Raw genomic sequence first — 18,634 nt, forward strand, 5'->3', positions numbered from 1 at the left:
GCGTCGCCCGCTGCGTCGCCGATCAATGGAAACCATGCCGCCAGTGGGTCCTTTTTGGACGCCGATCCCGGGTCCCTTTTCAACGCCGATTGACAATCCCGATCCATGAAGTCCCAGCGGAGGCCGACTCGCAGTTAAGAGCGGGTGATCAGGTCTGCAACTACAAGCATGAAGACTTTCTTGATCTATGGAAAGAGCATATCGATACGTTCGTAGAGATAGCTAGCAGCAAATTCGAGCATATCATTTTAAACAAGCACTATCTCGCAACGCAGCGCGTTACGAGCGGCAGGAAACGCTTAGAAGGCAGCTTCGCAAATATCGACGCTGACGATCTTTCGACAGTGAATAATCTGCTGGAGGAAATGTATTTGTATCTTTCTGGTTTTGAGAACGTGCGCTTTAACACAATCAGCCGGTCGCTCATGCTGACCGGCCGCCATGTACCGATATTTGGCCCCTTTCCGACGCACTTCGTTCCAGAGGCAAACGCGCTATTCGCTGAAAACCTTCGGTCTTACCTATTGGGGAAGCGATACATACAAGGCAACAAGTTCATATCGACCTCGCTTGAGCGGATCAGGCTTCACGAGGATCTGATCGAGGAGGCCAATGGCCTCCGAGCATCGCTTGGGCACGCATCCGGAGAGCGCGACGCTGAGCGCGCTGAGGCCGGGCGCCTTCGCTTAGAAGTCGAGCGCTTGAGCTTACAGCTTGAGCAAGCCAGTGCAGATAGGGGGCAAGCCGACGCAACGATTTCGCAGGTGACGAGCGAGCGCGACGCGATCCGCGCTGAAGTGGAGCGATTGGCTTCCGAGCGCGGGCATCACGACGCTGTGCTGGCGCAGATCACAAGCGAGCGTGACGCAAGCCGCGCCGAGATCGAGCGCCTGAGCGCGGAACGCGGCCATGTTGATGCTCTTCTCGCGCAGACGACAAGCGATCGCGACGCGACGCACATCGAACTCAGGCGGCTGGCAGACGAGAAGGGGCACACGGAAGCCCTGCTTGCGGAAACAGCGCGAGAGCGCGACGTGTCACGAGGCGAGATCGAGCAGATCACTGCTGAGCGTAACCATTTCGAAGCCGCTCTGGCGCAAGCGACGAACGAGCGCGACGCGACGCACATCGAACTCGGGCGGCTGGCAGACGAGAAGGGGCACACGGAAGCCCTGCTTGCGGAAACAGCGCGAGAGCGCGACGTGTCACGAGGCGAGATCGAGCAGATCACTACTGAGCGTAACCACTTCGAAGCCGCTCTGGCGCAAGCGACGAACGAGCGCGACGCGACCCGTGCTGAGGTGGAGCGATTGGCTGCCGAGCGCGAACGTCACGACACTGTGCTTGCCCAGATCACAAGCGAGCGTGACGCAGGCCGCGCCGAGATCCAGCGCCTAGACGTAAAGCTCAGCCAATCCGAGGCTGCTCTCTCGCAAATGTCGAGTGAGCGTGACGCGATGCAGGCTGAGCTTAACAAGATGGCGGCTGAACGTATCATTAAGAACAATAAGTCCTGGACCCTGCCGCTGTTGCGCAAATCAAATCTGCGAGCGATATTATTTTCTTTAATATTATTATAATCCCCTATCAAGAAGAAAAAACCAGTCGCTGCTGTCGGACTTTTATTGCTTGATACTGCAACCCCTGCTCATCGGGTATCGCCTAGGTGATATCGGAAAAACCCCGCCGCGGCTGAGCCGGGCGGGGCGAGTCGTAGGGAGGAACCGCGATGGTCCACTGGTCGGGCAACCGGCTGGTCCGGGCGTGGTTCAGGCTTGGTCCGAAACCGCACCCTTCGGGCTCATGGCGCCCTTCGCTCCACGCACGGCGCCCGCACCTCCTCCGGCGTTTCCTGTGCACAAAAAAGCCCCGAGGCCGAAGCCCCGGGGCGATGCGTTGACGGATATTAACGGGGGGATTAGTCGGGACGGCGCCCCGTGATCGCCTGGAGCATCTCCCGACGGGTCGCGGCCATTTCCTCGCGCATCGAGGTCACGAGGTCGTCGATGCGGCGCTCCATCCGGGTGATGACGTCGCCGGTCACGTAGGTTCGGGCGACTTCGACCTTGAAGTTGTGCAGGGCCTCGTTCTGCGCTGCGACCTGGATCTTCACCGCCGCCATGTCGATCGTCAGCGGGGACACCGCGTCCTTCGTGCCGGCGCGCAGCTTACCAGTGATCCAGTCCGCTCCCTTGCCGAGGGCGAAGAGGAACGCGGCGAAGGCGAACACCTGCACCCAGGTGATCGGGCCGGCGGCGAGGAACGAGGTGTCCATCGGATCAGGCTTTCAGCAGGCGGGCGGCACCGGCCCGGGCCAGCGTCGTGAGTGGCGAGGAGACGAAGAAGGCCGTCAGGATCGTGGCCTCAATCGCCACGTACTCGGGCGGGAGCGGCTCGATGGGCCAGCCGAGGGCGAAAGTCTTCGAGAAGCAGATCGCCCCGAAGTGGACGGCCGGCGGGATGCCGATGCCGTAGATCAGGCCCTTGAAGGCGGGCGCGATGGCCGCCTTCGCCTGATTGGCCGCGATCTCGGCCTGGACCATCTGCACCGCCACGTCGCGCTGCGCGTTCTGGCCGTTCTCGATGCCCTTCAGGATCGGGGTCAGCACCGAGTTGCCGAACACTTTGATCAGGCCGGAGCCGACGGCGCCGAGCGCCGACCCGATCGGGTTCGAGAGCCAGCCGAGGAGGTTCATCGGGGCGGCTCCCGCACCGGCAGGGTCGCGAGCTTCGTCGCGTAGGCGCGGGCTGCGAGACGGGCGACCGCGAGGAACGCCGCGACCTTCGTGCCAGGCAGCCACTCCGGCAGCAGCGGGGCGAGATCGACACCGGGGAGCGCGTCGAGGACGTCGGGCAGCGCCATGAGGCCGGCGAGCAGGTAGACGCGCCAGCCCGAGGCCGCGCGCCAGCCGCGGCGCAGGCCGAGGCGGACCCGCGCGAGGAGGGGACGGGACGCCATGGTCAGGCCTTCCGGAACGCGGTGTGGATGAGGTCGTAGAGCCCGGCGAGGCCGGAGCGGACCGCGCCGCCGGTGGCCTGGACCCCGGAACGAAGAAGCCCGCCGGTGGGGGCGGGCTGAGGGGGGAGCTTAGTAGGGGAGTTCGGCGCCAAAGGTGGGGAGCTCGCGACCGAAGGTGAGGAGCTAACCTGAGGAGCTCCTGGGATCACCGAATGCCCGGCTGCACGCAGCGCATCGACGAACTTCCCGCACTGGCCCGCGATCAGATCGTCTTTGTCCGTGCCGTTGATGATGCGTCGGGCGCCGACGGGCTCGTACCGGCCGCCGCCGAAATAGTCGGCGAGCTTCTTGCCGGTGAACCAGCCCTCGGCCATCCCCACGAAGAGGATCGCCGCCGCCACGTCGAGGCGCATGGCGAGCTTCGGCGTCTTCACCAGGTCTTCGCCGGCCCGCAGGAGGCCGAGCTGCCGCAGGCGCGTGGTCGCCTTGGCGTAGTTCGTCTCCCAGGTGAGCTGCACGAAGCCGCGCCCCCAGAAGCCGGTCGGACCGTAGGAGCGCCCCTTGCCCCGACCGTATTCCTCGATCGGCTGCATAGTGCGCGCCGTCTCGTGGAAGGTGGTGGCCAGCGCGTAGCCGAGCGACGTGGTGCCGAGCAGGGCCGGCGCGGCGTCGAAGATCGCATCCATGCCGGCGACCTGCGAGGCTGTCAGGCGCCCGTTGAACAGGGATGTGCGCACGGCCGCATAGAAGGCGGCGCGGTTCAGGCTCGCGGCCATCGTGGTCTCCGGATTGACGAGAGGTGGTAGGCGGCGGCGCAGCGGTGGCGCGGCTATTGAGCAGTTCGAACAGCGGCGAGCGGCCGGTACGTCCCGAACACCCGATCCCACGCGGTGGTGATGACGCCGAAGTTCACCTCGTCACCGCGGTGATGCATCGCGTGCCGGATCTTCAGGCCGTAGAGCAGGTGGCCCGGCGCGATCCGCCAGTGATGCACGGCATGGTGGGCGGCGATGTAGGCCAGATACCCGAGGGCGAGGCCCGCGAGTACGCCCGCCGGCAGCACCAGGAACAGCGCGCCGAACACTGAGCCTCCCCGATCTCGCCGGAATCGACCAGGCCGACCTCGCGGTGCGCTTGCAGGCCGCCGCGCTCCACCAGGATCAGTGCCGGCGGCAGGCAGCGCGTCTCAAGCTGCCCAAGGGGTTCGAGTACACGGCCGAGGCCGTCACCGAGATGGACGAACATGCCGCTTCCATCGCGGAGGGGGCGAGGCTCGCTGCTCTGGTCGCCCGCTTCGTGGTCGACGACAGCAGCGGGCGCCCAGCACCGGCCCGACGCTTCGTCCCGCACCCCTCCCGCGGTGGATTCCTCGCCTGGGTCGTCGCCGTGCTGACCGGCGCCTCATCCCGTCTCGGGAGGGCCGCATGAGCACCCTCGGCATCTACTGCGCCGATTGCGGCACCGAGTGCGAGCGCACCACCGGCCGCGAGGCCGGCGCCCGCGATCCGGACCTGATCGACGCCCAGGTTTGGGCCTGCACGGTCTGCCCGGAGGCGTGGGCCCCGTGCGCGGCCGACGGCAACCCGATCGGGCTCCCTGCCGGCGCCGAGACCCGGCACGCCCGCGCCGTCATGCGCGAGCGCCAGATCGAGCGGCTGATCGGCGAGGCCCTGCGCCACTGCCCGAACGGCCGGCCCATCGCCGAGGAGCGCGTCGCGTCCTTCCTCGCGCACGAACTGCGCCTGCCGCTGGCCGAGGCCGCGATCGACCGCCTCGACCTCACATGGTGCCGCCGCGCGTGGCTCGCCCTGAAGGGCGCCTCCTACGCCGACGCCGTGCGGCACGCTCAGACCTTCCGCCCGAGGAAGCTGGTCCCTGTCACCCTTGGCGCCCCCTCGTCTCGCGATGGAGCAGCAGCGTGAACCATTACGTGTTTTTCTCAGATGACATGTGCATTCAGCTAGTCCCGAAATTCGGCTTCACATCGAAGAGTGACACATTCAGTTCCAACATTTGTGCCAATCACCTGATAGCGGACGCGAATGGACACCTGTTCTTGGTGTGGGTTAACGCCACCCACGGGTGGGCGCCCAACGATATTCATATTGAGATAAAGGCTCAGCTTAGACGCCTCTGGCGCCGCCGGGCGGGTGCCAGGAATACGTCGCTGAATGCCTATGTTGCGCACCGAAGCGACTGCTGCGCCTACTCTGCCGACCACGTATTCGTTGAAGGAGTGGGTCGACAGCGCCATCCGCTGAGGCTTCAGTATCTCTATTCCAAGCAGATCCACCGGCCGTCGATTGTTGTTCACAATGTGCAGCACAATTTTTGGCGCCTCAGAGTAGAGCTCTCTGCCGCCCGGCTCGATCCAAAAATCTGGCCTAATATCGCCGATAGCTATAGCAGTCTGCTCTCGGCTGACAGCGACCTGATGCTGCACAGCGCGCCAAGCTACGCGCGCAGCGATAAGTGCAGTTATAGCACCAAGTGTTGTCTGATATCGGTTGAGCCAAAACTCAATACATCCGAGCATTCCGGGAAACAGCGGCCCACCGCCGTCCCTAGCCGGGAGCGCGCAAACAGATCCAGACCAACTGGATGCTGTATTCGCAAGAGTGACGGCAATGCTGCCGGCGGCCGCCAGGCCGATCAACGCCCACGTATCCCTGCTCATCCTGCACATGCTCCACAGCGTGGCTATCGCCTGATGCTCGGCCCAATCGCAAGCCGTTGCGCTGGCTTTCACCCCTCGAGCGCGGTGTGATGCGATGGTTGCCTACAGCTTCAAGAAGCGGTTCGGCCCGCCGATCCTCGCCGGCACGAAGGCGCAGACGATCCGCGCCGACCGGAAGCGCCATGCCCGGCAGGGCGAGCAGCTGCAGCTCTACACCGGGATGCGGACGAAGCACTGCCGGCTCCTCGGCCGGCCGACCTGCCTCTCCGTCATGCCCGTGCGCCTCTGCTTCTCCGAGCGCAGCGCGACCGAGCTGTTCGAGGTCGGCGGCGAGTTGCTGAGCCCGGCCCGGATGGAGACCTTCGCGCGCGAGGACGGCTTCGAGAGCGTCGAGGACATGGCCGGGTTCTGGTGGGCCGAGCACCCGCCGGAGGAGGGCGACCGCATCGCCTTCGAGGGCGTGCTGATCCGCTGGCAGCCGCTCGTCGAGGCCGTCGAGCAGCAGGCCGCGTGATGGGCGACCTGTTCAACCTCGATCGCGCCCTGACACCGAGCGAACGCCATCGGCTCCGAGGCGGCACGCAGGCGAAGGGCTACGCCGCGATGCCGGGCACCGGGCCGAAGGGCGAGACCTGCGGCTCGTGCGACCACCTTGTCCGGAAGCGCCTTGCCAAGGTCTACCGGAAGTGCGGGCTGATGGAGCGGCACTGGACCGGCGGGAAGGGCACCGACGTGCTCGCGACAGCGCCGGCTTGCCGAAACTGGTCCCCAGCGCCCAGCGAGAGCGCGGGTGGGGGGCGGCGATGAAAGGGCTCGTCGCCGTGCTGAAGAGGCGGGCCCTAGCGCTTCTTAAGAGCTTCGACCTGTGCCGCAAGGCGCGCCTTCTTGAAGCGATGCGTCTCCGCGTCGGCATAGTCCCGACCGGTCTTCATCCCGAGCATTTCCCGGAAATCCAGCTTGCCCGATCCGCGATAGGGTCCTGCATCTTTCGAATGAATTGTGGGGTTGATGGGCGACGCCATGCAGTTCTCCCGATGGCCAGCGATATCGGCGGCCGTCGCACAACTAACTCGGGCGCTGATCGGATTTTTCCAGCCAAACGTGTTGGCTCGGCCCCGGCTCCATCCACCAGCACCACCGCACGAGGGAAGGACTGACATGCCGCGCGCGCAGAAGGTCGATGCGGGCCCTATGCCGCTCTACCCGAGCGAGGACCGGATCGTCACCGAGCTCTACGGCCCCGACGCAGCCACTGCGATGTCCACCGGATGGGACGGCGTCGCCAAGGTGCTTGAGCGCGACGGGCTGCCGAAGCGCGACCCGCTGTTCGGGAATCGCCGCTACTGGCCCGCTGTCGAGGCGTGGCTCCGGCGCCGGAACGGTCTAGCCTCCACCGCGGGCGGATTCGCGCCCGATGGAGACGAGAACTGGACATGAGCAAGGACCAAGCGCCGGGCCTGGAATGGCGCGCGCGTAAGGCCGGCCGCATCCCGATCTGGGTTGCCCCGGCCGAGGCGCGCAAGCAGAGCTTCACACCACAAACCGTTCGCCTCAGCGCGGACCCGTTCGCGGGCGAACCGAGCACCGTCGAGATGCAGGTTCTGGCCTCGACGTGCCGGCGTCTGCAGGCCGAGGCGAAGGAATGGCTGTCCGGCCTGCATAACCCGCCGAAGGCGCGCTACGACGGCAGCCTGAAATCGCTGATCGACCTCTATCAGGTCCACGAACTGAGCCCCTTCCACGCCATCACGGCGGAGACCCGGCGCAGCTACGTCTACAACCTCGGCGTCCTGACGAAGCGGATCGGCGCGCGGCGGCTGGACCGGGTCACGGGCGAGGACCTGCTGCGCTGGCACCGTGAGTTTGCCAAGCCCAGCAAGGTTGGGGGGAAGCCTCGCATCCGATTCGCGCACGCCCTCATGACGCAACTGCGCATCGTCCTGAAGTTCGGGAAGGTGCTCAACATCGCCGACGCGAAGGAGCTGCGCTCGGTGATGGAGGACATGAAATTCGCGACCGCTCCGCAGCGGGACGCCTTCATCTTGCCCGAGCAGGTCGAAGCGGTGCGGAAGGCGGCGCACGCCCGAGGGCTGCCGTCGATCGCGCTGGCGACCGCCATCATGTTCGAGGCAGTGCTGCGCCAGAAGGACGTGATCGGCGAGTGGCTCGTCGACGCGAGTGCGGAGCCGGCTGGCGCCCTGGTCGATCGCGGGCGCGTCTGGCGCACCGGCATGATCTGGGGCGAGCACCTCGGGCCGACCGACCTCCTGTTGTCGAAACCGACCTCGAAGAGCCGCGGGCGGCGTCGGGCCGAGCACGACCTATCAGCGATGCCAATGGTGGTGGCCGAGCTTGCCCACGTTCCAGCGTCCCACCGCATCGGCCCGGTGATCGTCTGCGAAACGACCGGGCGGCCTTGGCGGGCTCGACACTTCCGCGAGATCTGGCGGGAGTGCGCGCGGTCGGCCGGCGTGCCCGACGCTGTCTGGTGCATGGACGCGCGCGCGGGCGGAATCACCGAGGGATCGAGCGCCGGCGCTGACCTCGCTCACCTCAGCAAGGCCGCAACCCACACCAACACCGTGACCACGAGCCGCTACAATCGCGACGCGCTATCGAAGTCGAGGAAGGTCGCCGAATTGCGGGTGATCAGCCGAGGCGGGAACGCCGCGTAAACATAGAACTCCAACAGGTCTCCAACGCCTCTCCAACGGATCGAAGGCATTGGCTGCTAAGTGTCTGATATATTTGGTGGGCGCACTAGGGTTCGAACCTAGGACCCGCTGATTAAGAGTCAGCTGCTCTACCAACTGAGCTATGCGCCCGTAGCCTCTTTTGGGGAGGCTGCGTCGCCGGGCCACCAGTCCCGTGCGATGGCGGCGAAGTAGCAACGGCCGATCGGTCTGTCCACCCCCCTCGAAACGTTTTTCCAGCGAAAGAGGTGGTTCGGTCCGAGCTCGCAGGGGGCGAACCCTTTCGCTGCGGCGTGACGAGCGCCGGTGACTCGGCTACAGCGCAGGGTATGAATGACGCGCGCCTCTTGAGAATCGGCACCCGCGGCAGCCCGATGGCGCTCGCGCAGACAGGCATGGTCCGGGATCGGATCGTCGCGGCCAATCCGGGGCTGGAGACGGAGATCGTCGTCGTCTCCACGGTCGCCGACCGGGTTCTCGATCGGCCGCTCTCCGAGATCGGCGGCAAGGGCCTGTTCACCAAGGAATTGGAGCAGGCGCTCTTCGACGACGCCATCGACGTCGCCGTGCATTCGATGAAGGACGTGGAGACCTGGCTTCCCGACGGCCTGGTCATCGCCTGCATCCTGGAGCGGGACGACCCGCGCGATGCCTTCCTGAGTGCGGGGGCGGCCGACGGCCTCGCGGCCCTGCCTGCGGGCGCACGTGTCGGCACCTCGTCGCTGCGCCGGGGCGCGCAGGTGCTGATGCACCGGCCGGATCTCCGGATCGTGCCCCTGCGCGGCAACGCCAACACCCGCATGCGCAAGCTGGAAGCCGGCGAGTGCGACGCCACGCTGCTGGCCCTGGCCGGCTTGCAGCGGCTCGGCATGGAGGACGTGGCACGCAGCGTGCTGTCGGTCGAGGAGATGCTGCCCGCGGTCGCGCAGGGCGCGCTCGGCATCGAGTGCCGGGCGGGCGACGAGGCGATCCGGGCGTTGCTGGCACCGGTGGCCTGCGCCACCACGACCACGGCCCTGGACGCGGAGCGGGGCCTCCTGGCCGAGCTCGACGGCTCCTGCCGTACGCCGATCGCCGCGCTCGCGCGGATCGATGGCGAGCGCCTGACCCTCGACGGCCTGCTGTTCCTGCCCGACGGAAGCCGCCATTGGGCCGTTCACCGCGAGGGCGCGGCCTCCGACGCCGCCGCGATCGGCCAGGATGCGGGAGCCGAGCTGAAGCGGGCGGCCGGCGACGTCTACTTCGCCCATCTGAAGTAGGGCCGCCTTCAGGCGACGCTGCGCTCGATCGCCTCCTCGTCGCAGATGACGCCGGCCGTGCCGGCGAACTCCGCCTCGCTCGCTGCCGGTGCGGGACGCGGCGGCATGCCGGCGCCGGAAGCGGGCACGAAGCTCGTCATGAACGCGCGCATCACATGGGCGACGCCCGCCTCGGCGATGCCGCGCTGGTCCTCCTCGTAGTAGCGGCCCCCGTTGGTCTGACTCGTGATGATCTCGTAGGACGGGAAGTAGACGAGGCGCGGATCGCCCCGATCGCAGACTTCGCCGGCGGCCGCGCGCAGCACCGCCTTCGAATGCGCGTTCGCGACGAGCACGTGCCGGTCGAGATAGGTCGCGATCAGCGGGACCGGCGACACCGTCACGATCACCCGCGCGCCCGCATTGACGCTCCAGAGCCGGTCGAGGAAGCCGGTGAGGTCGGCAATGACCTCCGCCGTGCCCGCATTGACGAAGGCCGTCTCGGCCGGATCGAACTGGCCGCCCGCGACGCCCGGCGCGAGGGAGAGGGCTGCTCCGTCCGCGCGGCAGCGCCAGCCTTCGGTGAGGCCGAGCGTCAGCACGAGCACGTCGAGGCTCTCGAACAGCTGGCGCACGCGGGCGAGATGCTCCTCGCGTGCCGCGATCACCGCCGCCGCGTCGGCAAAGCCGTCCGGCTCGATGGTCGGGCGGAAGGGATCGACGAAGCGCCCGTCCTCGCGCTGCCACGCCTTGAGCTGCGGATCGAACGCGCCGAAGGCCCGGTCGAACAGCTGCACGAACTGGCGCGGGCCGTAGAGGTTGCCGTAGCGGGCCGAGAAGGTGCCGTACTGGCGTGCCTGCGCCTCGGCCTCGCTCATGCCGGCCGGGGCCGGCTCGGTGACGTGGTAGCGGAAGCCGCCGCGGGCGAGCGCCTGCGAGACCCGCTGGGCAAAGCAGGAGCCCGCGGTCGCGACCCGGTCGGTGCGCGCGATGGGGAACACGCCTCGGGGCCCGGGATCGAGGGCGAAGGGGGCAACCCCGGCCACCGCCTTGCGCCAGAACTGCTCGGCCGGTAGATCGCGGTAAGGGTTCATCGCCTGATCCGATCCTGGACGCCCGCGAGAGGCCGCGCCACGCTTGGCCCCGCTCCAACGCCTTTTCAAGCCAGCCGCCGAGGCCCTGGGAGCGAGGTCCTTCTCGGGGCGATCCTGGGCGAGACCGTGGCGGCAGCCTGCCGGCAGGCCGCGCATCGCGGTGATCGGGAACTGTCAGGCGACCGGCGTCGCGCAATCGTTGCGTCTGCTGCTGCCCTCGGCCGAGGTCGAAACGATCCTGCTCGCGGGAGCCAGCCGTCGCTTCGGCACCGTCGACCGGCTCGCACACCACCTGCAAGAGTACGACTTCGTCTTCTCGCACTTCTTCCCGGACGGGTTCGTCGCGGGCGGCAACGTGCACGCCCTGGCGGCGCGCGTGCCGGCGCTGCGGCTTTTTCCGACGATCCTGTTCTCCGGCTTCCATCCCGATCTCGTGCATGTGGGCGACGAGGCGAGCCTGCGGCTGTCGCGGCTCGTACCGTCTCCGATCGGGGCCTATCACTCGGCCATCGCCCTCCAGGCATTCCGTCGGGGCCTGAGCGTCGATGCGGCGCTGCGGATGTTCGACGGACCCGTCTTCGAGCGGCTCGGCTATTTCGATCACTGGGAGGCGAGCGCCGCCTATCTCCTGCGCACCGCCCACGACGTGGGCTTCGGCCTCGATCGGGAATTCGCGCGCTGGAGCCGCGGCGGCACCTTCATGCACGTGATCAACCATCCGCGCCTGACCGTGCTCGCCGACATCGCCCGCCGCCTCGCCCGTGAGGCGGGCTGCAACCCGCTCGACATCCCGGTTGAGGCCTACGCGCCCGATGTGCTGGCGGCCGAGCCGGTCTGGCCGGTTCTGCCGGCGATCGCGGAACGCTACGGCGTAGCGGCCTCGACGCTGTTCAAGGGCGACGGACGACGCGGCCCGCCGCGCCTGCTCGACCTGCCCGACTTCGTCGCGGAGAGCTTTGCGCTCTACGCCCGGCACCGGCCGGACGATCTCGGCTGCACCCGCATCACGGCCTGGGAGGCCGATGCCGGAATCGGCGCGCTCTTCGACGAGGCGGCCTGACCATCCGATCGAACTCGGCTCAGCCGGCGACCTGCAGGGCATCCTCTGCGCCGTTCGAGGCGGCCATCATGGTGGCGAGCGCCAGGATTTCCCGAGGCTCGAAGGGCTTGCGGACGTAGATGCTTCCCGAAACCGTGCGCCGCTCGGTCCGGGCCGAGGTCGAAGCGTAGATGATCGGGCGATGCGGGTGCCGCTCGCGATAGGCGGCGGCCACCGTCCAGCCGTCGATCAGGCCCGGCAGATGGATATCGGTGAAGAGCCAGTCGATGGCCTCGCTCCCGACGCGCAGCGTCGTCAGCGCGGCCTCGCCGCTCGAGGCCGCGAGCACCCGCATGCCTTCCTGCTCACACAGCCGCGTGAGCAGTTCCAGCAACAGGAAATTGTCCTCGACGATGAGGACGGTGGGCGCCACGCGCATGGCCCTTGTCCGAGTGTGTGTCCCGCCATCACACGCCGGAACGGTTAACGTATCGTTAACGAGCTTGCGGTAGGACAAACTCCGGTGGTGCCGGGTGATGGAATGAACGTGCACGACGAGCGGATGTCAGCTTCTCCTCAGCCGGTCGCCTTCGATGTGGAGGCGCTGTCGGAACTCGAAGACTTGTTCGGCCGCCCGCGCCTGCTCGATCTGCTGACCATGCTCGACCGCGAGATCGAGAACCGGCTCGACGCGGCGGCGGACGAGCCGACGCAACTCGCCCGCGACGCTCACAGCCTCGTCTCGTCCTCCGGTGCACTGGCCTTCCAGGAACTTTCGGGTGCCTGCGCCGCGCTGGAGCAAGCCTGCCTCACCGGCAGCGGCATCGCGGAGGCGCTCGGCACGGCGCGCCACGCGGCCCAGGACGCCCGCGTCGCGATCGCGACGCTTCGGGCCGACTGATCACACGCACGGTCGCCGGAAGCGGCGTGGCGAAACGCTTGTTGCCGCGCCGCAACATCCGAAGCCAAAGCGCCGGTTTCGCCGTGGGCGCCGCCGGTGCGCCGCAATTCTCGCCAGAACGCTGAGGGGGCCGAACGCGAACGGTGCCGGTCCCGTGACGGACCGCACCGCGAACGGTCAAGCTTCGGCGCATGACGATGCGGCGGCTCTACCGTGACAGACACTTAACCATCCGCGGTTAGACACACCCGCAACTGGAACGACAACCGGCACGGCCCGGCCGTGGCGAGGAGAGAGACGATGGCGATACCCGCGCGTTACCGTGGGCTTTCCCTGACGCTGGCGCTGTGCGCGGCGCTCGGACTCGGCGCCTGCAGCAAGGACAACGACCTGGCCGACGCCTCCGGCTTCGGCGCGGGCGGGGCCGGCGGCCCGGCCCGGCCCGGAAGCGCCCAGGACTTCGTCGTGAATGTCGGCGACCGCGTCTTCTTCGAATCCGATTCCACCGACCTCACGCCGACCGCGACCGCAACGCTCGACAAGCAGGCCTCGTGGCTGCAGCGCTATTCGCGCTACTCCTTCCTGATCGAGGGCCACGCCGACGAGCGCGGCACGCGCGAGTACAACTACTCCCTCGGCGCCCGCCGTGCGCAGACCGTGCAGGACTACCTCGCCTCGCGCGGCATCGCGTCCTCGCGGATGCGCACCGTGTCCTACGGCAAGGAACGCCCGGTGGCGGTGTGCAACGACATCTCCTGCTGGTCGCAGAACCGCCGCTCCGTCTCCGTCCTCGACGGCGGCGCCGGCTCCTGAGGCCCGAGCAACCGAGATCGGCGCGTCCAGTCCGGTTTTGCGGCCGGCCGGGCATCTGCTAGGGGAAGTGACGGCCGCGAACGAGAAGTCTGACCGGTGCCCGTCGCCATGCTCCGCCGCCTCCTCCTGACCCTCGGCCTCGGCCTCGCCCTCGCAGGGCCCGCGCGGGCGCAGGACGCCTCGGAACTCATCGTGCGCCTGACCCGGCTGGAGAACATGTCCCGGCAGATGTCGGGGCAGATCGAGACGCTCCAGTACGAGAACCGGCAGCTCAAGGAACAGTTGCGGAAGTTCCAGGAGGATGTCGAGTTCCGCTTCCAGGAAGGGAAGGGGAGCGCGGCCGCGCCTGGCGCCCGTCGTGCGCCTGCCCCGGCCGCTTCGCCGCCCTCCGCTGCGCCCTACGGCACCAATCCGGGGGAGGGGAAACCCGGCAAGCGCGGGGACGCCTTCGACCCGGAGCAGAACCCAAGCGCGCCCGGCGCGCCGCGCCAGCTCGGGACCACCCAACCCTCTCTGCCGCTGCCGACCGGGGCCATCGCCGAGGCCGAAACGCCCCTGCGCCGCGCCGTCCCCCCGACGGTCGCGGAGGGGCCGGACAGCGAGGGCGACGACATGAACCTGCCGCCGCCCGGCCTCGGCGGCCCGGTCGACCTCTCGCCCCCGCCGGCCCGCACGGGCTCGATCGGCGCGGTCGAGGCTCCGGGTGCGAGCATCGCCGCCACGGGCAGCGGTGACGCACAGGCCGATTTCGAGGCAGCCTACGGCCTGATCCGCGAGCGGCAGTACGAGCAGGCCGAAATGAGCCTTCGCCAATTCATCCAGTCGCATCCCCGCGACCGGCTGGTGCCCAAGGCGACCTACTGGCTCGGCGAGAGCTACCTCCAGCGCAACCGCTCCCGCGAGGCCGCCGAGCAGTTCCTCAAGGTTTCGACCGACTACGCCAATTCGCCCGTCGCCCCCGAGGCGATGCTGAAGCTCGGTGCCTCGCTGCACGCGCTCGGTGCCAAGGCCCAGGCCTGTGCCACGCTGGCCGAGGTGGAGCGCAAGTTCCCGGGCGCGGGCGCGCAGGTGCGCCAGAGCGTCGAGCGGGAGCAGAAGCGCGCCCGCTGCGCGGCTTGAGCGGCACGAACCCGACCGCCTCGCTCGACGAGCGGCTCGCCCGCGCGCTTCGCCCCTCCCTCGCCAGCGCCGACGGCCCCGTCCTTCTCGCCGTCTCGGGCGGTCCGGATTCGATCGCGCTGATGCACGCGGCGTCCCGCATCGGGCCGGCCGACCGGCTCTTCGTCGCCACCGTCGATCACGGTCTTCGCCCGGAGGCCGCCGAGGAGGCCGCGGGCGTCGGGCGCCTTGCCGTCGCACTCGGGCTGGCGCACGCCGTCCTGCCTTGGGAGTCGCCGCGGCGCGGCAGTCGGGTCCAGGCGGAGGCGCGCGCCGCCCGCTACCGCCTGCTGGCGGACCACGCAGCCCGGCTCGGCGCCCGCCTCGTCATGACTGGCCACACCCTCGACGATCAGGCCGAGACCGTGCTGATGCGGCTGATCGCCGGCAGCGCGCCGGCCGGTCTCGCCGGCATGCGACGCCTGCGTCCGCTCACGCCCGACATCCGGCTTGCGCGCCCGTTCCTGAGCCTCGCGAAGGCTGAGCTGGTGGCCTATTGCGAGGGGCAGGGCCTGTCCTTCCTGCGCGACCCGTCGAACACCGACGCGCGCTTCGCCCGCGCGCGGCTCCGCCGCCTCATGCCCGAGCTCCGGACCGAGGGTCTGAGCGCTGCGCGCCTCGCGCGCCTCGCGGAGCGGGCGGCCCGGGACGAATCGGTCTTGGCCGAGAGGGCGGAGGCCGTGTTCGCGCAGGTCGCTCGGTCCGAGGCGGAGGGCATCCTGCTCGAGGGAGCCCGCCTGCGCGACGAGCCCGAGGCGATTTGCCTGCGCGTGATGGACAGGGCTCTCGAAGCCGTCGCATCCGGTCTGCCCGATCCCGTGCCGAAGCGGCTGGAACGGCTGGAAAGCCTTCTCTTCGACGCCCTGTTGCCGGCGCTCAAGGAGGGGAGGGTGCTGCGCCGAACGCTTCGCGGGGTGCTGATCGAGGCCGACCGGCAGGGCCGGATCCACCTCGGTGCCGCGCCGCCGCGCGGCAGCCGAAACCCCGCACGCTAACGCTTCCACGGCAGCCTCGCCGCAGGTGCAGCCGATTTACTTGGCAAGGGGAGGGGCGCCGCCTACATTGGCTGCGAGTGCGTGGGGCATGCCGCGACATTGCGGGACGAAACCCGAACGCCTCCCAGGACCGATCGATGAACCCGAATTTCCGCAATTTCGCCCTGTGGGTCGTCATCTTCCTGCTGGTGCTTGCCCTCGTGACCCTGTTCCAGAACCCGGGTCACCGCGGCGGCGGCAGCGAGATCGCCTACAGCCAGCTCCTGAACGACGCCGATGCCGGCAAGATCCAGTCCGTGACAATCTCGGGTCAGGATGTCAGCGGCACCTATGTGGGCGGCGGCAATTTCTCGAGCTACCTGCCGAACGATCCGAGCCTCGTCTCGAAGCTGCAGGCCAAGGGCGTGCAGATCACCGCGCGCCCGCCCTCGGACAACACCCCCTGGTTCATCCAGCTTCTCGTGAGCTGGCTGCCGATCCTCGTCTTCATCGGAGCCTGGATCTTCCTCTCGCGCCAGATGCAGTCCGGAGCCGGGCGGGCGATGGGTTTCGGGAAGAGCAAGGCCAAGCTCCTGAACGAGGCGCATGGGCGCGTCTCCTTCGATGACGTGGCGGGCGTCGAGGAGGCGAAGGAGGATCTCCAGGAGATCGTCGAGTTCCTGCGCGATCCTCAGAAGTTCCAGCGCCTCGGCGGGCGCATCCCGCGCGGCGTGCTGCTCGTCGGCCCCCCCGGTACGGGTAAGACCCTGATCGCCCGGGCGGTCGCGGGTGAGGCCAACGTCCCGTTCTTCACGATCTCCGGCTCCGACTTCGTCGAGATGTTCGTCGGCGTCGGCGCGAGCCGCGTGCGCGACATGTTCGAGCAGGCCAAGAAGAACGCGCCCTGCATCATCTTCATCGACGAAATCGACGCGGTGGGCCGTCACCGCGGCGCCGGCCTCGGCGGCGGCAACGACGAGCGCGAGCAGACCCTCAACCAGCTCCTCGTGGAGATGGACGGCTTCGAGGCCAACGAGGGTGTCATCATCATCGCGGCGACGAACCGCCCCGACGTGCTCGATCCGGCCCTGCTGCGTCCCGGCCGCTTCGACCGCCAGATCATGGTGCCGAACCCGGACGTGACCGGCCGCGAGCGCATCCTGCGCGTCCACGTCCGCAAGGTGCCGCTGGCGCCCGACGTCGATCTCAAGACCATCGCCCGCGGCACCCCCGGTTTCTCGGGCGCCGATCTGATGAACCTCGTCAACGAGTCGGCCCTGCTCGCGGCGCGCCGCGGCAAGCGCATCGTGACGATGCACGAGTTCGAGGACGCCAAGGACAAGGTGATGATGGGCGCCGAGCGGCGCACCCTGGTCATGACCGAGGACGAGAAGCGCCTGACCGCCTACCACGAGGGCGGCCACGCCATCGTCGCCCTCAACGTGCCGGCCACCGATCCCGTCCACAAGGCGACGATCATTCCGCGCGGCCGTGCGCTCGGCATGGTCATGCAGCTGCCCGAGCGCGACAAGCTGTCGATGTCGTTCGAACAGATGACCTCGCGGCTGGCGATCATGATGGGCGGTCGGATCGCCGAGGAAATGATCTTCGGCAAGGACAAGGTGACCTCGGGCGCCCAATCCGACATCGAGCAGGCGACGCGGCTGGCCAAGATGATGGTCACCCGCTGGGGCTTCTCGCCGGAACTCGGCACCGTGGCCTACGGCGACAACAACGACGAAGTCTTCCTCGGCATGTCGATGGGGCGTCAGCAGACGGTCTCGGAGGCCACCGCCCAGAAGATCGATGCCGAGGTGCGCCGCCTCGTCGAGGCGGGCCTTGAGGAGGCGCGCCGCATTCTCTCGGAGCACAAGGAGGATCTCGAAGCGCTGGCCCAGGGTCTGCTCGAATACGAGACCCTGTCGGGCGACGAGATCCGCAAGCTGCTCCAGGGCGAACCGCCGGTGCGCGACTCCGGCGACGTGCCGCCGACCCCGGCCCGCGGTTCGCCGGTGCCCTCGACGGGCCGCGGCCGTCCCCGCGGCACCGATGGCGGGCTGGAGCCGAGCCCGCAGCCCCAGGGCTGAGGAAACACGGCCGAGACGTGAGAAAGGGGGCGCCGAGAGGCGCCTCTTTTTTCATGGATGTCGGCCCGGAATGCGGGGCGCTGCGCCCGGCAGAGGTCCGATGACGGAGCGAGAAACGTCGGAACGAGGAACGTGGCGACTTCGACCTATCTCATCGTGGGCCTGGGCGCGGCGCTCGCCGGCTTCGTTCAGGGCCTTTCGGGCTTCGCCTTCGGTCTCGTCGCGATGTCGATCTGGGCCTGGGTGATCGATCCGCAACTCGCGGCGGTGCTGGCGGTGATCGGCGGTCTGGCCGGGCAGGTGGTCGCCGTCATCTCGGTCCGCCGCGCCATCGATCTGCGCCGGCTGGCGCCCTTCCTGCTCGGCGGTCTCGCCGGCATCCCGCTAGGGGTCGTCCTGCTGCCGCATCTCGACATCAACTGGTTCAAGACGATCCTGGGAGGCTTCCTCGTCCTGTGGTGTCCGGCGATGCTCCTGTCGAAGGACCTGCCGCGCATCACGGGCGGCGGGCGGCTCGCGGATGCTCTCGCCGGACTCGGCGGAGGCGTAGGGGGAGGACTCGGCGGGTTCTCCGGCACGCTGCCCACGCTCTGGTGCACCCTCCGCGGCTACGAGCGGGACGTCCAGCGCGACGTCATTCAGAACTTCAACCTCTCGATGCTCGCGGTCACACTGGCCGTCTACCTGCCCGCCGGGCTCGTCACTCGCAGCATGCTGCCGATGATCGCCGTGGTGCTGCCCGCCATGTTGATCCCGACGCTTCTGGGCACCCGCGTCTATGTCGGCTTGAGCGAGACCGGCTTCCGCAGGCTGGTCCTCGGCCTGCTGACCGTGTCGGGAATCGTCCTGCTGTCGTCGGGTCTGCCCAGGCTTCTGGCGTAGCTTTCGCCGTCATCGCGTCCGGGTTTCGCCGGTCGACCGCGCGCGACGGCCGTATTTCGACCGCCTTTAGCCCCGAGCAACCGGTTCACCAAGCCTGACATCCGCGCGGCGGATCGGGC

At 68.2% G+C, this 18,634-nt stretch carries 24 protein-coding genes and 1 tRNA gene; 15 read left to right on the forward strand and 10 right to left on the reverse strand.

Translation table 11 applies throughout. From position 1 onward, the window contains the following. Positions 1-1,580, forward strand: a 1,580-nt coding sequence (locus BY998_RS18605; RefSeq protein ID WP_210205504.1) for a hypothetical protein, incomplete at its 5' end; no start/stop codon positions are given. Between the two features lie 338 nt (positions 1,581-1,918). On the opposite strand, the gene BY998_RS18610 is transcribed toward BY998_RS18605, so the two are convergent. The 5 genes from BY998_RS18610 to BY998_RS18630 are packed head-to-tail and all read right to left on the reverse strand — an operon-like array spanning position 1,919 to position 4,043. Beyond that, entirely contained in the window at positions 1,919-2,275 is a 357-nt protein-coding gene (locus BY998_RS18610) for a hypothetical protein (RefSeq protein WP_110353094.1), read from the reverse strand. Between the two features lie 4 nt (positions 2,276-2,279). Next, entirely contained in the window at positions 2,280-2,696 is a 417-nt protein-coding gene (locus tag BY998_RS18615; protein ID WP_110353095.1) for a hypothetical protein, read from the reverse strand. Continuing rightward, complete coding sequence (locus tag BY998_RS18620; RefSeq protein ID WP_110353096.1) at positions 2,693-2,959, reverse strand: hypothetical protein; 267 nt, start codon at positions 2,957-2,959, stop codon at positions 2,693-2,695. Before BY998_RS18620 ends, BY998_RS18615 begins: the two co-directional genes overlap by 4 nt. 2 nt (positions 2,960-2,961) lie before the next feature. Continuing rightward, positions 2,962-3,735, reverse strand: coding sequence for a hypothetical protein (locus tag BY998_RS18625; RefSeq protein WP_110353097.1), 774 nt, complete (start codon positions 3,733-3,735; stop codon positions 2,962-2,964). A 53-nt stretch (positions 3,736-3,788) separates the two neighbouring features. Further along, on the reverse strand, positions 3,789-4,043 hold the full coding sequence (locus tag BY998_RS18630) for a sterol desaturase family protein (RefSeq protein WP_181425565.1): 255 nt from the start codon (positions 4,041-4,043) through the stop codon (positions 3,789-3,791). Positions 4,044-4,087: 44 nt separating this feature from the next. Between BY998_RS18630 and BY998_RS18635 the strand changes: the two genes are divergently transcribed. Continuing rightward, on the forward strand, positions 4,088-4,387 hold the full coding sequence (locus BY998_RS18635) for a hypothetical protein (RefSeq protein WP_110353099.1): 300 nt from the start codon (positions 4,088-4,090) through the stop codon (positions 4,385-4,387). Continuing rightward, the gene (locus BY998_RS18640; protein WP_110353100.1) at positions 4,384-4,881 is read left to right on the forward strand and encodes a hypothetical protein; all 498 of its coding nucleotides are present in this window, start codon (positions 4,384-4,386) and stop codon (positions 4,879-4,881) included. The genes BY998_RS18635 and BY998_RS18640 overlap by 4 nt, the downstream gene beginning before the upstream one ends. 38 nt (positions 4,882-4,919) lie before the next feature. Here the strand turns inward: BY998_RS18640 and BY998_RS24035 are convergent, their stop codons facing one another. Beyond that, positions 4,920-5,636, reverse strand: a complete 717-nt coding sequence (locus BY998_RS24035; RefSeq protein ID WP_146221809.1) for a hypothetical protein — start codon at positions 5,634-5,636, stop codon at positions 4,920-4,922. A gap of 94 nt (positions 5,637-5,730) precedes the next feature. Here BY998_RS24035 and BY998_RS18645 point away from each other — a divergent pair, with 94 nt between their 5' ends. Then, positions 5,731-6,150 (forward strand): hypothetical protein, encoded by a 420-nt coding sequence (locus tag BY998_RS18645; protein WP_110353101.1) that lies wholly within the window; start codon positions 5,731-5,733, stop codon positions 6,148-6,150. Next, entirely contained in the window at positions 6,150-6,443 is a 294-nt protein-coding gene (locus BY998_RS18650; protein WP_110353183.1) for a hypothetical protein, read from the forward strand. Before BY998_RS18645 ends, BY998_RS18650 begins: the two co-directional genes overlap by 1 nt. A 32-nt stretch (positions 6,444-6,475) precedes the next feature. Here the strand turns inward: BY998_RS18650 and BY998_RS18655 are convergent, their stop codons facing one another. Then, the gene (locus tag BY998_RS18655; protein WP_110353102.1) at positions 6,476-6,658 is read right to left on the reverse strand and encodes a hypothetical protein; all 183 of its coding nucleotides are present in this window, start codon (positions 6,656-6,658) and stop codon (positions 6,476-6,478) included. A 136-nt stretch (positions 6,659-6,794) separates the two neighbouring features. On the opposite strand from BY998_RS18655, the gene BY998_RS18660 reads away from it, so the two are divergent. Together BY998_RS18660 and BY998_RS18665 are read left to right on the forward strand one after the other, a co-directional pair. Next, on the forward strand, positions 6,795-7,073 hold the full coding sequence (locus BY998_RS18660; RefSeq protein WP_110353103.1) for a hypothetical protein: 279 nt from the start codon (positions 6,795-6,797) through the stop codon (positions 7,071-7,073). Beyond that, a complete protein-coding gene (locus BY998_RS18665; RefSeq protein ID WP_110353104.1) occupies positions 7,070-8,311 on the forward strand; it encodes a hypothetical protein in 1,242 nt (413 codons plus the stop codon). The genes BY998_RS18660 and BY998_RS18665 overlap by 4 nt, the downstream gene beginning before the upstream one ends. A gap of 74 nt (positions 8,312-8,385) precedes the next feature. Here BY998_RS18665 and BY998_RS18670 read toward each other — a convergent pair. Next, positions 8,386-8,461, reverse strand: a tRNA-Lys gene (locus tag BY998_RS18670). Positions 8,462-8,658: 197 nt separating this feature from the next. On the opposite strand from BY998_RS18670, the gene hemC reads away from it, so the two are divergent. Then, positions 8,659-9,588 (forward strand): hydroxymethylbilane synthase, encoded by a 930-nt coding sequence (hemC, locus tag BY998_RS18675; RefSeq protein ID WP_110353105.1) that lies wholly within the window; start codon positions 8,659-8,661, stop codon positions 9,586-9,588. A gap of 8 nt (positions 9,589-9,596) precedes the next feature. Here the strand turns inward: hemC and BY998_RS18680 are convergent, their stop codons facing one another. Then, positions 9,597-10,661 carry a GSCFA domain-containing protein gene (locus tag BY998_RS18680; RefSeq protein ID WP_110353106.1) on the reverse strand — a complete coding sequence of 355 codons (1,065 nt, stop codon included), beginning with the start codon at positions 10,659-10,661 and terminating at the stop codon, positions 9,597-9,599. A 160-nt stretch (positions 10,662-10,821) separates the two neighbouring features. Here BY998_RS18680 and BY998_RS18685 point away from each other — a divergent pair, with 160 nt between their 5' ends. Further along, entirely contained in the window at positions 10,822-11,721 is a 900-nt protein-coding gene (locus BY998_RS18685) for a WcbI family polysaccharide biosynthesis putative acetyltransferase (RefSeq protein ID WP_245421647.1), read from the forward strand. 19 nt (positions 11,722-11,740) lie between these two features. Here BY998_RS18685 and BY998_RS18690 read toward each other — a convergent pair whose 3' ends face one another. Next, positions 11,741-12,139: a response regulator gene (locus BY998_RS18690; RefSeq protein WP_110353108.1), complete on the reverse strand. Its 399-nt coding sequence runs from the start codon at positions 12,137-12,139 to the stop codon at positions 11,741-11,743. Between the two features lie 123 nt (positions 12,140-12,262). On the opposite strand from BY998_RS18690, the gene BY998_RS18695 reads away from it, so the two are divergent. The 6 genes from BY998_RS18695 to BY998_RS18720 all read left to right on the forward strand — a co-directional run bounded on the left by BY998_RS18695 (position 12,263) and on the right by BY998_RS18720 (position 18,515). Continuing rightward, positions 12,263-12,601, forward strand: a complete 339-nt coding sequence (locus BY998_RS18695; RefSeq protein WP_245421648.1) for an Hpt domain-containing protein — start codon at positions 12,263-12,265, stop codon at positions 12,599-12,601. 300 nt (positions 12,602-12,901) lie between these two features. After that, positions 12,902-13,414, forward strand: coding sequence for a peptidoglycan-associated lipoprotein Pal (gene pal, locus BY998_RS18700; RefSeq protein ID WP_110353110.1), 513 nt, complete (start codon positions 12,902-12,904; stop codon positions 13,412-13,414). Positions 13,415-13,522: 108 nt separating this feature from the next. Next, on the forward strand, positions 13,523-14,533 hold the full coding sequence (gene ybgF / locus BY998_RS18705; protein WP_110353111.1) for a tol-pal system protein YbgF: 1,011 nt from the start codon (positions 13,523-13,525) through the stop codon (positions 14,531-14,533). After that, positions 14,530-15,567 carry a tRNA lysidine(34) synthetase TilS gene (gene tilS, locus BY998_RS18710; protein WP_110353112.1) on the forward strand — a complete coding sequence of 346 codons (1,038 nt, stop codon included), beginning with the start codon at positions 14,530-14,532 and terminating at the stop codon, positions 15,565-15,567. The genes ybgF and tilS overlap by 4 nt, the downstream gene beginning before the upstream one ends. Positions 15,568-15,704: 137 nt before the next feature. Then, positions 15,705-17,633, forward strand: a complete 1,929-nt coding sequence (gene ftsH, locus BY998_RS18715; protein WP_110353113.1) for an ATP-dependent zinc metalloprotease FtsH — start codon at positions 15,705-15,707, stop codon at positions 17,631-17,633. A gap of 132 nt (positions 17,634-17,765) precedes the next feature. After that, positions 17,766-18,515 (forward strand): sulfite exporter TauE/SafE family protein, encoded by a 750-nt coding sequence (locus BY998_RS18720; RefSeq protein WP_110353114.1) that lies wholly within the window; start codon positions 17,766-17,768, stop codon positions 18,513-18,515. The last annotated feature ends 119 nt before the right edge of the window (positions 18,516-18,634 follow it).

It is taken from the genome of Methylobacterium sp. B4 (genome assembly GCF_003201865.1).
GTDB lineage: Bacteria > Pseudomonadota > Alphaproteobacteria > Rhizobiales > Beijerinckiaceae > Methylobacterium.

Excerpts from the sequence above, each read along its gene's own strand:
- BY998_RS18610 (WP_110353094.1), bottom strand. The coding sequence starts at position 2,275 with ATGGACACCTCGTTCCTCGCCGCCGGCCCGATCACCTGGGTGCAGGTG.
- BY998_RS18615 (WP_110353095.1), bottom strand. The coding sequence starts at position 2,696 with ATGAACCTCCTCGGCTGGCTCTCGAACCCGATCGGGTCGGCGCTCGGC.
- BY998_RS18620 (WP_110353096.1), bottom strand. The coding sequence starts at position 2,959 with ATGGCGTCCCGTCCCCTCCTCGCGCGGGTCCGCCTCGGCCTGCGCCGC.
- BY998_RS18625 (WP_110353097.1), bottom strand. The coding sequence starts at position 3,735 with ATGGCCGCGAGCCTGAACCGCGCCGCCTTCTATGCGGCCGTGCGCACA.
- BY998_RS18640 (WP_110353100.1), top strand. The coding sequence starts at position 4,384 with ATGAGCACCCTCGGCATCTACTGCGCCGATTGCGGCACCGAGTGCGAG.
- BY998_RS24035 (WP_146221809.1), bottom strand. The coding sequence starts at position 5,636 with ATGAGCAGGGATACGTGGGCGTTGATCGGCCTGGCGGCCGCCGGCAGC.
- BY998_RS18645 (WP_110353101.1), top strand. The coding sequence starts at position 5,731 with ATGGTTGCCTACAGCTTCAAGAAGCGGTTCGGCCCGCCGATCCTCGCC.
- BY998_RS18650 (WP_110353183.1), top strand. The coding sequence starts at position 6,150 with ATGGGCGACCTGTTCAACCTCGATCGCGCCCTGACACCGAGCGAACGC.
- BY998_RS18655 (WP_110353102.1), bottom strand. The coding sequence starts at position 6,658 with ATGGCGTCGCCCATCAACCCCACAATTCATTCGAAAGATGCAGGACCC.
- BY998_RS18660 (WP_110353103.1), top strand. The coding sequence starts at position 6,795 with ATGCCGCGCGCGCAGAAGGTCGATGCGGGCCCTATGCCGCTCTACCCG.
- BY998_RS18665 (WP_110353104.1), top strand. The coding sequence starts at position 7,070 with ATGAGCAAGGACCAAGCGCCGGGCCTGGAATGGCGCGCGCGTAAGGCC.
- hemC (WP_110353105.1), top strand. The coding sequence starts at position 8,659 with ATGAATGACGCGCGCCTCTTGAGAATCGGCACCCGCGGCAGCCCGATG.
- BY998_RS18680 (WP_110353106.1), bottom strand. The coding sequence starts at position 10,661 with ATGAACCCTTACCGCGATCTACCGGCCGAGCAGTTCTGGCGCAAGGCG.
- BY998_RS18690 (WP_110353108.1), bottom strand. The coding sequence starts at position 12,139 with ATGCGCGTGGCGCCCACCGTCCTCATCGTCGAGGACAATTTCCTGTTG.
- BY998_RS18695 (WP_245421648.1), top strand. The coding sequence starts at position 12,263 with ATGTCAGCTTCTCCTCAGCCGGTCGCCTTCGATGTGGAGGCGCTGTCG.
- pal (WP_110353110.1), top strand. The coding sequence starts at position 12,902 with ATGGCGATACCCGCGCGTTACCGTGGGCTTTCCCTGACGCTGGCGCTG.
- ybgF (WP_110353111.1), top strand. The coding sequence starts at position 13,523 with ATGCTCCGCCGCCTCCTCCTGACCCTCGGCCTCGGCCTCGCCCTCGCA.
- ftsH (WP_110353113.1), top strand. The coding sequence starts at position 15,705 with ATGAACCCGAATTTCCGCAATTTCGCCCTGTGGGTCGTCATCTTCCTG.